The following is a 15,124-nucleotide window of genomic DNA, read 5'->3' as shown; positions in this document are numbered from 1 at the left end:
TAGCTGGATCAGGACTTTGCAAGCGCCAAAGGCTCAGCCGGCTGGCCGGACAGGCGCTGCAAACGGGCCAGCGCCGACTCATTGCCCAGCGCCGGCTGGCCCACCGATTTGCGAATCGCCTCCAGCTCGGCGGCCTGCTCCAGCGGCTTCTGGCCGATGTCCGTCACGATGCGCAGGCCTTCGGCGTCATTGCGGATGGTGTCAGCGCGGCGGGTCAGCGCCGCCAATGCGCTGGATTGGCCGCGCATGCCTTGCAGACCAGCCAGCTGGGCCTGACGGTCGGCACGCAGCTGCTGCAAATCCTGCTGGGCGCGGGCCGACGCCAGCGCCTGCATCGCCTTTTTGGCCTGCGCGTCAAACTCCGACAGCTGTTTCGACAAGGCATCGACAATGGTTTGCAGCTCATCCATGTACTGCCTGGCGTCGGCTTCTTCCTGCAGTTCCTGCGGCAAGCGGGCCTTGTTGGCCTCCAGCTCGTCGCAGAACAGCGTGATGGTGGATTCCGCAATCTTGCCGCTGGCCAGGCGTTCGGCCAGCGTGCCTGCCGCCTGCTCGTCGGTGGCGATCAGCTGGCGCAGCTTGACCACGTCGCCGGCCTCCTTGTCGAATGCGGTACGGGCGGCGGCCAGCTTCTGGGCGGCGCTGCGCAGATTGTCGGCCAGGCGGTCGCGGTCGGCCTCGGTGGCGGTTTCCGGATCGAAGTTGGCGATGGCCTCGGAGACGCGATTGCCCAGCGCGCCGAAGTGCTTGGAAATCAGTCGTGCCGTCAGGCCCCAGCCATTCAAGTTGCTCATGTCAGTCTTCCTCATTCAAAGTTGCGCATCATTGGATAACGATGCGTTGCTGCTCCACCGGAATCCCAATGACAAAGTCGACATGGATTCCGCGTTTGCTGGTATCGCCGTTCACGCTGTGGATGATTTCCGTCGTGATCAGCAGATATTCGTGGCCGCCGCCGCGCAGCTGGCGCACGTACGGCATGAAATACATTTCCTGGCGCAAGCCGGTACGGCCGCTGGCGTCGTCGAGACGGACTTCGGTGCCCGTGAACGGCGGCATGAAGCCCGCTTCCGGATCGCCGGCGTCGCGCCAGTAGTCCAGCCCATCGCTGGCGCCGAAGATCAGGTCCAGGTCCAGGCCGGGATCATCTTCCAGCTGCTGGCGCCACAGCGTGTAGCTGCGGTCGCCCAGTCCGGCGCCGGACTGGCCCGTGTAAGCGTCCTGGTCTTCCACCGTCTGCGGAATCACGCGCGCCAGCTGGGTGCAGTACATGATCTCGCTGACTTCGCCGCTGGCGTTCTGGTAGACCTGGAGGAACTTCTCCTGGTCGTCGCGGTCGCCGGTGTCGAGGTAGTAGCGGTACAAGCCGCCCGACTGCTTCAGCCTGAGCTGCGACACCGCCACGATGCGCGTATCCGCCGCCTCCGGCAGCCCGATCAGCGAACCGTCCGCCACCGCGCGCAGCAGCGGCGACTGCTGTATGCCGACCAGGCTGCCGATACGCGCCCCCAGCGGCAGGGCGTCATCCGCCGGTTTGGCCGCCACGCTGCCGCGCAGATAGTTGTAAGCATCCGACCATCCCATCTCAATTCCTTTCAAACGAATAATTTGGCGCAGCACGCAGACGGCGCAGCTTGCGAACGAAATACACCACCAGCCAGACCAGGGCACTCAACACCATCAGCCACACAAACCAGCGCAGCACGCTGGCCCCGAAAGACGGCTGCGGCGCAGGCGCAGGAGTGCCCAGTCCCGGCATGCCGGTCACCATGCCCGCGCTGTCCGTGGCGGCGCCGGCTTGCGGCACAGGCTGGCTGCCCTGCGTGGTCGGATACGCCACCGGCTGATGGCTCTGGCTCATCGCCCGGCCCAGCATGAAGCCCAGCACACCATGCATCAGCGCATTGCTGCCCGAGGCGGGCGGCGCGTACACCGGTGGCGGCAGCTGGTAGACCGGCGCGCGTGCCTGCTGCGGCTGGCGCAGGCTATCGTTCAGCGGCGGCAGCGGTGGCGGCGCATTGGCGGCGGCGCGGCGCTCATCCAGCGTCTTCAGCGCGTTGGCGCGGGCCGCGCTCTGGTCGACGTCGCGCGACATGGCCGACGTCGCGCGCTGCGGCTGCGCCGGCGAACCTGTCTGCTGGCCGAACGCGCCGGGACCGCTCTGGCGGTTGGCGGCAGGCGGCGCCGGGCGGCTGTGCGCGGCGGAGTTGCTCTTTTGTGAAGAAAATCCACTTTTATACGACGACGATGTGCCAGAATGTGAAGCCGGCCGCGCTAGCGCCGGGACATTGCTGGCAAAGACTATGCAAACCATCAAAAGCAGCGCAGATCGAAGAGACTTCATGATGTCTTTTCACAAGGAAGTTGTATGAAAAACAGCATAGCGCCGCGCGTTGGCGGTTGCATCGGTAATAAAAGGCACGCTTCACCATGACTCGCAAATACCTGGACATGAATCAGCACGACGCGCTTTACAAGGTGGCGCGCGCCTATCCCGGCGGCATCGACGCTTTGGCGCAGGCAATGGGGATTTCCGTCAACGTCCTGCGCAACAAGCTGGCACCGACGATCGCCTCGCACTATCCCTCGTTTGAGGAGGTGTCAACGGTAGTGCATCTGTGCCACAAGGCGGGCGTGGCGGACGCGCACCTGCCGCTGCACGCGCTGCTGGTCCGCCATGGCATGGCGGCGTTTGTGGTGCCAACGCCGGAAACCATCGGCGCAGACGATCTGTCGCAGACGGTGTGCAAGGTGATGAGCCAGGTAGGTGCGGTCGCGGAAGCCGTCTCCAGCGCACTCATGGACGGCAAAGTCACGGCAGCGGAAGCCGATCTGATCGAACGCGAATTCCAGGGCGCGCTATCCGCCCTGGGTGAATGGCGCGCCCGCCTGCGCCTCAAGGCGCAAGAATAAACCGAAGTTATTGCTGGTTTTGCTTGCGGCGGTCACGGTTTTCGTCACGCTGACGTTCCGGTTCGCGCCGCTGTTCGCTGCGGTTTTCACGCTGCTGCTGTTGCGCTGGTTGCTGCTGCTGCTGCGCTGATTGCTGCGGTTGCGCCTGTTGCTGCGGCGGCGGGTTGAATTGACGCGGCGGTTGGGCTGCCGGCTGCTGCTGCGGTTGGGCCTGCGGCTGAAGCTGTTGCGGGCGGGGATCGGGACGCTGCTCGTCCGCCGGCCGGAACCGACGATGGCTGTCATCACCACCGCGGTCAAAGCGGTCGCGCGCCGGTTGCTGCTGCTGGGCCGGCGGCGATACTTGCAACACCGGCGCCACCGACTGCTGCTGCGACACTTGCGTCTGGCCAGCGCCAGCGCCTGGCTGCTGCGGCGGATTGAAACGCGGACGCAGCTCAATCCGCACATCGTTAGGGTTGATGGTCTGCGGCCGCGAATCGCGCTCGCCAAACTGGTTTGGCGCCAACGTGCTGATGCGTCCTGGCGGCTGCTGCGCCGGCGCCGGCACTGGCTGCGATGGTGCGGTGGTAATCACCCGCCCCGGCCGGTCGTTGCGCTCAAAGCGGTCCGGCACGCCATCATGGTCGCGATCGCCCCAGCCACCGCGGTTGGTGGTCAGGGTGCGCGGCTGGCCAGCCGGCTGCGGCGGCGCCACCGGCGCCACGCCTTTTACAAACGTCGCTGGCGGGATCACGGAGCGGTTGACCGGCACGTAGCGCCGGCCTTCAAACTGGTCGCGCGGCAGCACGGTCAGGCCATCGCGCTGGCCATTCCAGTCCGGACGCGGGGTGAACGGTTTGCCGTTGTGGGTCCATGTGACCCGGCGCTCGTAATCCGTGGACACGCGGTAGGTCGGCACAAAGCGGTCGCGCGGCGACAGCGGATACCAGCCCAGCCCCGGCCCCGGATGGTGCGGACCGCCATTGCCGCCCACCCAGCCGACCAGCGCCGGCGCCCACACCGGCCGCCCCACCGGCCGCCCCGGCGCCCAGCACCAGCGGCGGTTGACGATCACCCAGCGCCCATAGTGCGATGGCGCATAGCCCCACGGCGCATTGTCGACCCAGGTCCAGCCCCACGGCGCCAGCCAGATCCAGCGGCCGTCGCGGTACGGCGCCCAGTCCAGCGCCACATTCCGCGGCGTCCACAGCGGGCCGTACTCGTTATTGTCGACCCAGGTGCCATTGCGGTCCAGTTCTTCGTAGCCGGTGATGCCGCTCGAGACAAAACGGGTGGTCGTGGTAGTGCTGTCCAGGCGGTCGCGGTCTTCGGCCCAGATGTCGAAGCCATCACGCCGCGCCACGCTGGTGCGGACGTCTTCCGCGCTGATATCCACATGACGGCCGTTACTCACCACGACTGACGAACCGGCGCCATCCACACGCGCGCTGCCGGCCAGCACGCTGATCTGGCTGGTATCGGGCGTGCGGTCGACATCCACGCGCAGCACGCCCGGCTCGATCATGGTAATGCGCGCCTGTGGCGTGCTGAGTTCGAAATCCCGCAGCAGCTCGGGGCTGCGCACGCGGATGCTGACGCTGCCGTAGTTCAGGCGCAGGCGCAGCAAGTCGTCATCCATGGCGCTGATTTCCAGGTCCGAATCGCTGTCGACCCGCACCGCCGTCGAACCGACGCGGAATTCCGTGCGCGCACCGCTGGCGGTGTTGATGTGATTGAACGCCGTCACCGGCCAGTTCAGCGAGGCGCCGACCGGATCGCCGTCGCCCACCAGCGTCACCTGGCCCTGCACGCTGGAGATGCGTCCGACAATCGCAGGCGGGTCGTCAGCCAGCGCCAACGCACTAAAGCCGGCCAAAGCGGCCAGCACGACGGTGTGGATCAGTTTGCGGCCCATGGCAGCGTCTCCTGTGGTTATGCCTGATTTAACGCCGCACGTTCGGGTTCGACTACACGGGTTACACGAGGTTACAAAATGTGTTGCAATTAAGCAGTGGCGCCGCCGCGCTTGACGAAGAACAGCGCCGCACCCACCGCCATCAGCAAGCCGCCGAATACCCGGTTTTGCTTCTTGACCGCGCCTGCATCGCGGAAAAAACGCTGCATCGACGAGGCCAGGAAGGCATAGCTGTGCATCACCACCAGATCGATGCAGCACATGGTCACCGCCAGGATCAGCAACTGCGGCAGCAACGGCGCGTCGTGGGTAATGAACTGCGGCAGCACGGCCACCATGAAGATGATGCCCTTCGGATTCGTGGCATTGGTCAGAAAGCCGGTCATGAAGCGTTTTTTCACCGTCGGCACCACCACCTCCGCATGCTTTTGCTCGCCGATGGTGACCTTGGCGCGCCACTGGCTCAGGCCCAGGTAGATCAGGTACAGCGCGCCCACCGTCTTGACGATATTGAACGCGACCTCGGACGCCAGCAGCAGCGAGCCCACACCGGCGCCCGCAATGAAGAACACCAGCATCAGGCCGCTCTGCAAGCCGAAAATGGTGGCGCTGGTACGGCGCACGCCATACGACAGACCATGCGACATCGACAACACCGCCCCCGAACCGGGCGACACGGCAATAATGCAGGCGGCAACGAAAAAGGTAATCCAGGTAGCGAAGCTCATGGTCGGTCCAGTCAAATAGGTAGTCCACATTGTAGCGGTATCGGCGCGCCGCTTGCATGGGTTAATATTGCCCTTCCAACCATACCTTTTCAGGGAGACTTTCAAGATGGCCGGTTCCAGCCTGCTCGCACTCATCGATGACATTGCCACCATCCTCGACGATGTCGCCTTGATGAGCAAAATGGCGGCCAAGAAGACCGCCGGCGTGCTCGGCGACGATCTGGCCCTGAACGCGCAGCAAGTGGCCGGCGTACGCGCCGAACGCGAGCTGCCCGTGGTGTGGGCGGTCGGCGTCGGCTCGCTGAAGAACAAGGCCATCCTGGTGCCGGCCGCGCTGGCCATCAGCGCGTTTGCGCCGTGGGCCATCACGCCGCTGCTCATGCTCGGCGGTCTCTACCTGTGCTTTGAAGGCTTTGAAAAAATCGCCCACAGCCTGCTGCACAAGGACGACGACGGCCACCAGCACCAGCTGCAGGAAGCGCTGGCCAACCCGGACGTGGACCTGGTCGCGCTGGAACAAGACAAGATCAAAGGCGCCGTACGCACCGATTTCATCCTCTCGGCCGAGATCATCGTGATCGCGCTGGGCACCGTGGCGGCAGCGCCGTTTTTGCAGCAGGTAACCGTGGTGGTCGGCATCGCGCTGCTGATGACGGTGGGTGTGTATGGCCTGGTCGCCGCGATTGTCAAAATGGATGACGCCGGCCTGTACCTGAGCCAGCGCGGCGGCGCCGCCGTGCGGGCGCTGGGCCGCGTGCTGCTGAGCGCCGCGCCCAAGCTCATGAAGCTGCTGGGCGTGGTCGGCACCGTCGCCATGTTCATGGTCGGCGGCGGCATCCTGACCCACGGCCTGCCGTTTGCCCATGACCTGATCCACCATGCCACCGAAGCGGTGACGCAGGTGCCGAGCGTCGGCGCGCTGCTCGGCGCCGTGGTCCCGAGCCTGCTGGATGCCGTCGCGGGCCTGATTGCCGGTGCGCTGACGCTGGCGGTGGTCAGTGCGGGCGGCAAAATCCTGCGCATGGTGAAAAAGCCTGGCTAACTGTTCTGCTTCGATACGCGTTCACCCATCACAAGGAGTAAAAATGACGACCAAAACCCAACAAGGCCCAACTGCCGCCTTCATCGGCGCCGCCTGGCTTGCGCTGCTGGCCGGTACCGCGACCTATCTGATCGGTCTCTGGAACGCCAGCATGCAGCTCAACGAAAAAGGCTATTACTTCACCATCCTGATGTACGGCCTGTTTGCCGCCATCTCGCTGCAAAAGTCGGTGCGCGACCGTAACGACGGCATTCCGGTGACAGGCATGTACTTCGGCCTGTGCTGGTTCTCGGTGCTGCTGTCGATCCTGCTGCTGGTGGTCGGCCTGTGGAATGCCACGCTGGCGCCCAGTGAAAAAGGCTTCTACGCCATGGCATTTTTGTTAAGCCTGTTCGCGGCCGTCACCGTGCAAAAAAACGTGCGCGATGTGGCCGCGCTGAAGGCCGTCAGCCCTGAACAATCCAATTAATCACCTGGTTTCATCCTAGACGGACGCTGCACTGGTCCAATCCGGGCAAATTTGATCTAAATCAATAAATTCGACCGGCGGACTACGTAAACTGGCCATATCTATTGCGATAAAGCAATAAACTAAGCCGGAGTTACGTTATGCGCAACAATCAACCTGTTACCAACCGCGAAGTAGTCGTCCTGGAAGACCAGGCCATCGTCTCGAAAACTGACCTGGACGGCAAAATCACGTATGTGAATCCGTATTTCACCCAGATCAGCGGTTTCAGTGAAGATGAGCTGCTGGGCGCGCCGCAAAACATCGTGCGCCATCCGGACATGCCGGCCGAAGCGTTTGCCGACCTGTGGTCCTCGATCAAGGCCGGCACACCGTGGACCGGCATCGTAAAAAACCGCTGCAAGAACGGCGACCACTACTGGGTGCGCGCCAACATCACGCCGATCCGCGAAAATGGCCGCACCATCGGCTATATGTCGGTACGTACCCGGGCCGAACGCCACCAGATCGCGCGCGCAGAAGAAGCCTACCGCGCGATCCGCACCGAAGCCAATCACGGCATCCGCATCAAGAACGGCCAGGTGATCCGTCCTGGCGTCGGCACGCTGCTGTCGCGCCTGAGCCATGTCTCGCTGGGCTTCCGCATCTGGGCCGCCACCAGCGTGGTCAACATGCTGCAGATCATCGTCTGCGGCGCCGCACTGCTGAACGGCACCAGCGCCAACAACTACGGCATCTTTGCCGCCACTTTCGTCGGCCTGATGATCAACGTCTTCCTGTGGTACACGCTGCGCGTCTCGGTGCTACAACCGCTGGGCCGCGCGCTGCAAGGCGCCCGCGCGATTGCCGCCGGCGACCTGTCCGGCACCTTTGAAACCGAAGCCACCGACGAAGTGGGCCAGCTGCTGCGCGCACTGGAGCAGATGAACAGCAACCTGATCGCCACCATCCGCGACGTGCGCGTCAACGTCGAAACCATGGCGGTGGCCACGCGCCAGATCGCCGCCGGCAACGCCGACCTGTCGGGCCGCACCGAAGCGCAGGCGGCCAGCCTGGAAGAAACCGCGTCCAGCGTGGAACAGTTCTCATCGACCGTCAAGCAGAACGCCGACAACTCCGAACAGGCCAACAGGCTGGCGCAGAACGCCTCCAGCGTGGCGCTGCAAGGCGGCGAGATTGTGGCGGACGTCATCGCCACCATGGACGAGATCAACAACTCCTCGCGCAAGATCGTCGATATCATCGGCCTGATCGAAGGCATCGCGTTCCAGACCAACATCCTGGCGCTGAACGCTGCGGTGGAAGCGGCGCGCGCCGGTGAACAGGGCCGCGGCTTCGCCGTCGTCGCCGGCGAGGTGCGCAACCTGGCGCAACGCAGCGCCACGGCCGCCAAGGACATCAAGAACCTCATCGACGTCTCGGTCGGCAAGGTCAGCGCCGGCATGGCGCAGGTTGACCGCGCTGGCGCCACCATGAAGGAAGTGGTGGCCTCGGTACAGCAAGTGACCGCGATCATGAAAGAAATCTCGGTTGCCTCGCACGAGCAAAGCATCGGTGTGGACCAGGTCAATTCGGCCATCGCCCACATGGACCAGGTCACGCAGCAGAACGCGCAACTGGTGGAAGAAGCCGCCGCCGCCACCGCCAGCCTGGCGCTGGAAGCGGGCGGCCTGACACAAGCCGTGAGCCTGTTCAAATTTGGCCCGGCCCGCGTCTCGCGCGCGGCCCGTGCCGCAGCATCAACGCCTTCCACTTCCGTGAAACGCCTGGCCGCCTAAGAGATCATGAATACGCCTTTCCCACCCGTTGAATTTGATGCGCGCGTCATCGGCAAGCTGAGTCAGTCGGGACCACGCTACACCTCCTATCCCACTGCGGACCGCTTCCAGAACGACTTTGGCTATGGCCAGTTCCTGGAGGCGGTGGCCAGCCTGCGCATGCGCCGCAGCCGCCGGCCGCTGTCGCTGTACATTCACATCCCGTTCTGCGACACCATCTGCTACTACTGCGGCTGCAACAAGATCGTCACCAAGGATCACAGCAAGGCCGCCACTTACCTCGGCTACCTGAAGCAGGAAATCGATATGCAGGGCCGGCTGTTCGACGGCATGGGCCAGATCGAGCAGCTGCACTTTGGCGGCGGCACGCCGACCTACCTGAGCGACAAGCAGATGGGCGACCTGATGACGCACCTGCACGCGAACTTCGATTTCGCCTCGGACGCGCAAGGCGAGTATTCGATCGAGATCGATCCGCGCACAGTCAGCGTGGAACGCGTGCGCAGCCTGCGCGCGCAAGGCTTCAACCGCATCAGCCTGGGCGTGCAGGACTTCGATCCGGACGTGCAGAAAGCCGTCAACCGCATCCAGCCGGAAGCGGAAACGCGCGCCGTGATGGACGCAGCGCGTGAAGCCGGCTTCCGCTCCATCAGCATCGACCTGATTTACGGCCTGCCCAAGCAGACCATGGCCAGCATGGCGCAAACGCTGGAGAAAGTGGTCGCCGCCAACCCGGACCGCATCGCGCTGTACAACTACGCCCACCTGCCGCACATCTTCAAGCCGCAGCGCCGCATTGCGGAAGCCGACTTGCCGACGCCAGCGGTCAAGCTGGAGCTGCTGGCCATGTGCATCAAGCGCCTGTGCGACGCCGGCTACATCTACATCGGCATGGACCATTTCGCCAAGCCGGAAGACGAGCTGGCGATCGCCCAGCGCCAGGGCCGTTTGCAGCGCAACTTCCAGGGCTACTCGACACGCGCGGAAGCCGAGCTGATTTCGTGCGGCGTGTCGGCCATCAGCGCGGTCGGTGCGACCTACAGCCAGAACGAAAAAACGCTGGACGCGTACTACGAAAAACTCGAGAGCGGCGTCCTGCCCGTCACGCGCGGCATCAAGCTGGATAACGATGACCTGCTGCGCCGTATCGTGATTCAAAAACTCATGTGCAATTTCGAGCTATCGATGTCGTCGATCGAACAGGGCTTCCCGATCAAGTTCCGTCAGTACTTTGCGGTGGAGCTGGACAAGCTGGCAGCCTTCGCCGATGACGGCCTGCTGACCATCGACGATGAATGGATTTCCGTGACGCCCAAAGGCCGCCTGCTGATCCGCAATATCTGCATGGTGTTCGACCGCTACCTGGGCCTGGCCCACGACATCGCACCGCAACCGATGCGCTACTCGAAAACGATCTGAGGATGACATGAACGCCGCACAGCTCTTGCCAGTGTTTGTGGTCGGCCTGGCCGGCAGCATCCACTGCGCAGGCATGTGCGGCGGCATTGTGACGGCGATGTCCACCACGGCAAAGCCGCGCGTGCCGGCCAGCACCGTCATCCCCATCACCAGCGCGCGCGCCAGCGTGCTGCCGCACATCCTGTCCTACAACGCCGGCCGCATCGGCAGCTACATGATGGCCGGCGCACTGGCAGGCGGCCTCGCTGGCGGCGCCCGCAACATGGCCGCAGTGGCCGGCGTGCAGCTCAGCTTCTACTGGCTGGCCAACGCCATGCTGGTGGCGCTTGGCCTGTATCTGATGAACGCCTGGCGCGGCCTGGCTGTGCTGGAGCAGGGCGGCCGCGTACTGTGGCGCCGCATCGCGCCCGCCATGAAACCGCTGATGCCCGCCGATACCGCACCCAAGTCATTGGCCCTGGGCGCGCTGTGGGGCTGGCTCCCTTGCGGCATGGTGTACAGCGCGCTGACCACCGCGATGCTGAGCGGTTCGGCCGCCGATGGCGCGGCCATGATGCTGGCCTTCGGCCTGGGCACGCTGCCCATGCTGACGGGTCTCGGCTTGCTGGGCGCGCGCCTGCAGCACGCCATGCAGCGCCGTCCTGTGCGTATCGCCTGCGGATTGCTGGTGCTGGCATTTGGCGTGATCGGGCTTGCCCGCGCAGCGGGTGGCGTCACGCCCGAATGGATGAATATGTTATGCCTGACACCACACCCTTAACCACACCCTTAAACAGCAGCGCGCCGGCGCTCTGCTACCACTGCGGCCAGTCCGTGCCCGATGACGCGCCATGGAAAGTACGCATCGCCAGCGTCGAGCACACGATGTGCTGCCCCGGCTGCGCGGCAGTGGCGCAAACCATTGTCGAGCTGGGACAGGAAAGCTACTACCGCGACCGCGCCGCCTACGCCGCCAGCGCGGAAGGCGCGCAGCAGCTGCCGCCGGAACTGCAGCTGTACGACAACGCCGATCCACGCTTCGCGCTCGATGAAGACAGCCGCGAATCCACCTTCACCGTGGAAGGCATACGCTGCGCGGCCTGCGTGTGGCTCATCGAAAAACGCCTGGCGCGCCTGCCCGGCGTGGACAGCGCACAGCTCAACGTCGCCACGGAAAAACTCTACGTCCGCTGGCACACGGACAACTGCAAACCGGGCGACATCCTTGGTGCGCTGCACGGCATCGGCTATGCCGCCTATCCCTACGACGCCAGCCGCCACGCCGACCAGCAGCGCCGCGCCGCCAGAACGCTGGGCCGCCAGCTGTTCGTGGCCGGCCTGTCGATGATGCAGGTGATGATGTATGTCGCCCCGGCCTACCTCGCGGAAGACGGCACGCTCGACGCCAGCATGGCGTCCCTGATGCGCTGGGCCAGCCTGCTGCTGACGCTTCCGGCGATCTGCTACTCGGCGCTGCCGTTCTGGCGCGGCGCCGTCGCCAGCCTGCGCGCGCGTTCGCTGGGCATGGACGTGCCGGTTGCACTGGGCATCGCCGCCGCGTTTGGCGCCAGCGTGCTTGCCACCTTCAGCGGCCAGGGCGAGGTATGGTACGACTCGGTCACCATGTTCATCTTCCTGCTGCTGTGCAGCCGCTACCTGGAACTGCGCGCACGGCGCAAGGCCGGTGCGGCGCTGGAACGCCTGCAACACGCACTGCCGGCATCGGCCTCGCTGCTGGAAAACTACCCGGCCAGCCAGGCCATCACCATCGTGCATGCGGCGGCGCTGGCGGTGGATAACCTGATACTGATCAAGCCGGGTGAAGCGGTCGCTGCCGACAGCATCATTGTGGAAGGCCGCACCTCGCTCGATCTGTCGCTGCTCAGCGGCGAAAGCGCGCCCGTGCCGAAGCGGAAGGGCGATGCGATTCCCGGTGGCGCCATCAATGCCGGCAGCATGGTCATCGCGCGCGTCACCAGGCGCGCGGCGGACAGCACCCTGTCCGACCTGATTAAACTGATTAACCGCGCCGGCGGCGAAAAGCCGCGCATCGCGCAATGGGCCGACCGCGTGGCCGCCTGGTTTGTCGCCGGCCTGCTGGTGTTTGCGCTGGCCGCATTCTGCGCCTGGTTCTGGCTCGACGGCAGCGCGGTGCGCGCGTGGCCGATTGCGATTGCGGTGCTGGTGGTGTCCTGTCCGTGCGCGCTGTCGCTGGCCACGCCGACCGCGCTGGCCGCCGCCACCGACCAGCTGCTGCGCCAGGGCGTGCTGGTCACCGGTCCGCAAACGCTGGAGACGCTGCACCGCGCCACCCACATCGTGCTCGATAAAACCGGCACGCTGACCTGGGGCCGTCCGGTGCTGCAAAAGACGCAGCAGCTGGCCGCGATGCGGACCGACTTCTGCCTGCAAGTCGCGGCGGCGATGGAAACCGGCAGCGCCCACCCGCTGGCGCGCGCCATCGTCAACGCCGCCGTGGAAGCGGGATCGCAAAACTGGAGCGCCACCGGACTACAGGAGGTTGCCGGCTGCGGCCTGGAAGGCATGGTGCACAACCGCCGCTATCGCCTGGGCAGCATGCAGTTCGTCAGCGGCATCAGCGGCCTGCCGCCTTCACGCGCTGTGCCCGACGGCGTCACGCCAGTCTACCTGGGCGCGGAAGGCCAGTGGCTGGCCTGCTTCCACCTGCACGACGGCCTGCGTCCCGACGCCCAGGACACGGTCGATTACTTCCGCAGGCACGGCAAGACAGTGGTGCTGGTCAGCGGCGACGACGACGCGCTGGCACGCCGCGTCGGCGACCAGCTGGGCATCGAAACCACGGTCGGCGGCTACCTGCCGGCCGATAAGCTCAGCTTTGTCCAGCAGCTGCAGCGACGCGGCTGCGTGGTGGCGATGATCGGCGATGGCATCAACGACGCTGCCGTCATGGGTGCGGCCGATGTGTCGTTTGCCATGGGCAGCGGCGCCGCGCTGGCACAGGCGCATGCCGATGCGGTGCTGCTCCACGGCCGCCTGGGCGCAGTCGCGGACAGCGCGCGCACGGCTGCACGCACCATGCAGGTGATCCGCCAGAACCTGGGCTGGGCCACCGTCTACAACGTCACCGCGATTCCTGCCGCCGCCGTCGGCCTGCTCAATCCCTGGCTGTCCGGGGTCGGCATGGCCATCAGTTCCGCCGTGGTGGTGCTGAACGCGCTGCGCCTGCGAAAGCTGCGCTGATGGAAGCCCTCTACCTGCTCATCCCCCTCAGCGTGGTGCTGGTGTTTGCCGCGCTGTGGGTGTTCTTCCGCGCGTCCGACGACGGCCAGTTCGACGACCTGGTCGGCCCGGCGCTGCGCATCCTGCAAGACGACGACTTGCCACCTCCAGATCACAAGTGATCCGGCGGTTTTTGATCCATATCAAGGATTTTTAAGGTTCCCCTAAGTAACCTTTGACCTACATCATCAAAGTGTTCTGGGGAGAACAAAATTGGAACAACACTACAACTACAAGGTCGTCAAACAGTTCGCTGTTGCGACCGTAGTCTGGGGCGTCGTAGGCATGCTGGTCGGCGTTATCATTGCCGCCCAGCTGGCCTGGCCGGCGCTGAATCTGGACATACCATGGCTGACCTATGGCCGTTTACGTCCGCTGCATACTAACGCGGTTATTTTTGCGTTCGGCATCTGCGGTCTGTTTGCTACCTCGTACTACGTGGTACAGCGCACCTGCCAGGTGCGTTTATTCTCGGACAAGCTTGCCGCCTTTACCTTCTGGGGTTGGCAGGCGGTGATACTGAGCGCTGTCGTTACCCTGCCCATGGGCCTGACCCGCGGCAAGGAATACGCTGAACTGGAATGGCCCATCTCCATTCTGATCGCGATTGTATGGATCTCGTACGCGATCGTGTTCTTCGGCACCATCATCAAGCGCCGCGTCAAACACATCTACGTCGCCAACTGGTTCTTTGCCGCCTACATCATCGCCGTGACCATACTGCACGTGGTGAACGGCGCCAGCATGCCGGCTTCGCTGTTCAAATCGTACTCGGTGTATGCCGGTGTACAGGACGCGATGATCCAGTGGTGGTATGGCCACAATGCGGTGGGCTTCATCCTGACCGCAGGCTACCTGGGCATGGTCTACTACTTCATTCCGAAGCAGGCCGAACGTCCGGTGTACTCGTACCGCCTGTCGATCGTGCACTTCTGGGCGCTGATCTTCACCTATATGTGGGCCGGTCCGCACCACCTGCACTACACCGCGCTGCCGGACTGGACCCAGTCGATCGGCATGGTGTTCTCGCTGGTACTGCTGGCGCCTAGCTGGGGCGGCATGATCAACGGCATGATGACCCTGTCGGGCGCCTGGCACAAGCTGCGCACCGATCCGATCCTGAAGTTCATGATCGTCTCGCTGTCGTTCTACGGTATCGCCACGTTCGAAGGCCCGATGATGTCGATCAAGACCATCAACGCGCTGTCGCACTACACCGACTGGACCATCGCTCACGTTCACGGCGGCGCCCTGGGCTGGGTCGGCTTCATCACCATGGGTTCGATTTACTACCTGCTGCCACGCCTGGCCGGCGAACAGAAGATGTACTCGACCCGGCTGATCGACCTGCACTTCTGGGTCGCCACCATCGGCATCGTGCTGTACATCGCCGCGATGTGGATTGCCGGCGTGATGCAAGGCCTGATGTGGCGCGCAGTGAATGCCGACGGCACGCTGACCTACACCTTTGCAGAAAGCGTCAAAGCCACCTATCCGTACTACGTGGTGCGCTTCACCGGCGGCTTGCTGTACCTGAGCGGCATGTGCGTGATGGCTTACAACACCTGGATGACCTTGCGCAACCGCGATACCGCCGTTGCCGTGATCCCGTCCGTCAACCCTGCCCACGCCTGATAA

General features: G+C 64.4%; 14 protein-coding genes. 9 read left to right on the top strand and 5 right to left on the bottom strand.

The window, feature by feature from the left end; translation table 11 throughout:
- Nucleotides 1–8 precede the first annotated feature (8 nt).
- Genes BUA36_RS07615 through BUA36_RS07605 form a run of 3 tightly spaced genes read right to left on the bottom strand, consistent with a single transcriptional unit; the run spans nt 9 to nt 2,314 of the window.
- Nucleotides 9–794, bottom strand: a complete 786-nt coding sequence (locus BUA36_RS07615) for a coiled-coil domain-containing protein (RefSeq protein WP_072783119.1) — start codon at nt 792–794, stop codon at nt 9–11.
- A 28-nt stretch (nt 795–822) separates the two neighbouring features.
- Nucleotides 823–1,584 carry a DUF2491 family protein gene (locus tag BUA36_RS07610; RefSeq protein ID WP_072783117.1) on the bottom strand — a complete coding sequence of 254 codons (762 nt, stop codon included), beginning with the start codon at nt 1,582–1,584 and terminating at the stop codon, nt 823–825.
- 1 nt (nt 1,585) lies between these two features.
- Complete coding sequence (locus tag BUA36_RS07605; protein WP_229255641.1) at nt 1,586–2,314, bottom strand: hypothetical protein; 729 nt, start codon at nt 2,312–2,314, stop codon at nt 1,586–1,588.
- Between the two features lie 116 nt (nt 2,315–2,430).
- On the opposite strand from BUA36_RS07605, the gene BUA36_RS07600 reads away from it, so the two are divergent.
- Nucleotides 2,431–2,913, top strand: coding sequence for a phage regulatory CII family protein (locus BUA36_RS07600; RefSeq protein ID WP_072783113.1), 483 nt, complete (start codon nt 2,431–2,433; stop codon nt 2,911–2,913).
- A gap of 7 nt (nt 2,914–2,920) precedes the next feature.
- On the opposite strand, the gene BUA36_RS07595 is transcribed toward BUA36_RS07600, so the two are convergent.
- Together BUA36_RS07595 and BUA36_RS07590 are read right to left on the bottom strand one after the other, a co-directional pair.
- Nucleotides 2,921–4,810 carry a FecR family protein gene (locus BUA36_RS07595; RefSeq protein ID WP_072783112.1) on the bottom strand — a complete coding sequence of 630 codons (1,890 nt, stop codon included), beginning with the start codon at nt 4,808–4,810 and terminating at the stop codon, nt 2,921–2,923.
- A gap of 89 nt (nt 4,811–4,899) precedes the next feature.
- Complete coding sequence (locus tag BUA36_RS07590) at nt 4,900–5,538, bottom strand: LysE family transporter (protein WP_072783110.1); 639 nt, start codon at nt 5,536–5,538, stop codon at nt 4,900–4,902.
- A 106-nt stretch (nt 5,539–5,644) separates the two neighbouring features.
- Between BUA36_RS07590 and BUA36_RS07585 the strand changes: the two genes are divergently transcribed.
- The 8 genes from BUA36_RS07585 (at nt 5,645) to ccoN (ending at nt 15,121) form a co-directional block, all read left to right on the top strand.
- Nucleotides 5,645–6,580, top strand: a complete 936-nt coding sequence (locus tag BUA36_RS07585; RefSeq protein WP_072783108.1) for a DUF808 domain-containing protein — start codon at nt 5,645–5,647, stop codon at nt 6,578–6,580.
- A gap of 43 nt (nt 6,581–6,623) precedes the next feature.
- Nucleotides 6,624–7,049 carry an inner membrane protein YiaA gene (gene yiaA / locus BUA36_RS07580; RefSeq protein ID WP_072783106.1) on the top strand — a complete coding sequence of 142 codons (426 nt, stop codon included), beginning with the start codon at nt 6,624–6,626 and terminating at the stop codon, nt 7,047–7,049.
- A gap of 140 nt (nt 7,050–7,189) precedes the next feature.
- Nucleotides 7,190–8,827 (top strand): methyl-accepting chemotaxis protein, encoded by a 1,638-nt coding sequence (locus BUA36_RS07575; protein ID WP_072783104.1) that lies wholly within the window; start codon nt 7,190–7,192, stop codon nt 8,825–8,827.
- A 6-nt stretch (nt 8,828–8,833) separates the two neighbouring features.
- A complete protein-coding gene (gene hemN, locus BUA36_RS07570; protein WP_072783102.1) occupies nt 8,834–10,246 on the top strand; it encodes an oxygen-independent coproporphyrinogen III oxidase in 1,413 nt (470 codons plus the stop codon).
- A 7-nt stretch (nt 10,247–10,253) separates the two neighbouring features.
- On the top strand, nt 10,254–11,006 hold the full coding sequence (locus tag BUA36_RS07565; protein WP_072783100.1) for a sulfite exporter TauE/SafE family protein: 753 nt from the start codon (nt 10,254–10,256) through the stop codon (nt 11,004–11,006).
- On the top strand, nt 10,985–13,447 hold the full coding sequence (locus BUA36_RS07560; protein WP_072783098.1) for a heavy metal translocating P-type ATPase: 2,463 nt from the start codon (nt 10,985–10,987) through the stop codon (nt 13,445–13,447). The genes BUA36_RS07565 and BUA36_RS07560 overlap by 22 nt, the downstream gene beginning before the upstream one ends.
- On the top strand, nt 13,447–13,608 hold the full coding sequence (ccoS, locus tag BUA36_RS07555; RefSeq protein WP_072783096.1) for a cbb3-type cytochrome oxidase assembly protein CcoS: 162 nt from the start codon (nt 13,447–13,449) through the stop codon (nt 13,606–13,608). Before BUA36_RS07560 ends, ccoS begins: the two co-directional genes overlap by 1 nt.
- A 91-nt stretch (nt 13,609–13,699) precedes the next feature.
- A complete protein-coding gene (gene ccoN / locus BUA36_RS07550; RefSeq protein WP_072783094.1) occupies nt 13,700–15,121 on the top strand; it encodes a cytochrome-c oxidase, cbb3-type subunit I in 1,422 nt (473 codons plus the stop codon).
- Nucleotides 15,122–15,124 lie beyond the last annotated feature (3 nt).

The organism is Duganella sacchari, from assembly GCF_900143065.1.
GTDB lineage: Bacteria > Pseudomonadota > Gammaproteobacteria > Burkholderiales > Burkholderiaceae_D > Rugamonas > Rugamonas sacchari.
The sequence above is the reverse complement of the archived record's forward strand: the minus strand, read 5'-3'. Positions and strand labels throughout refer to the sequence as shown.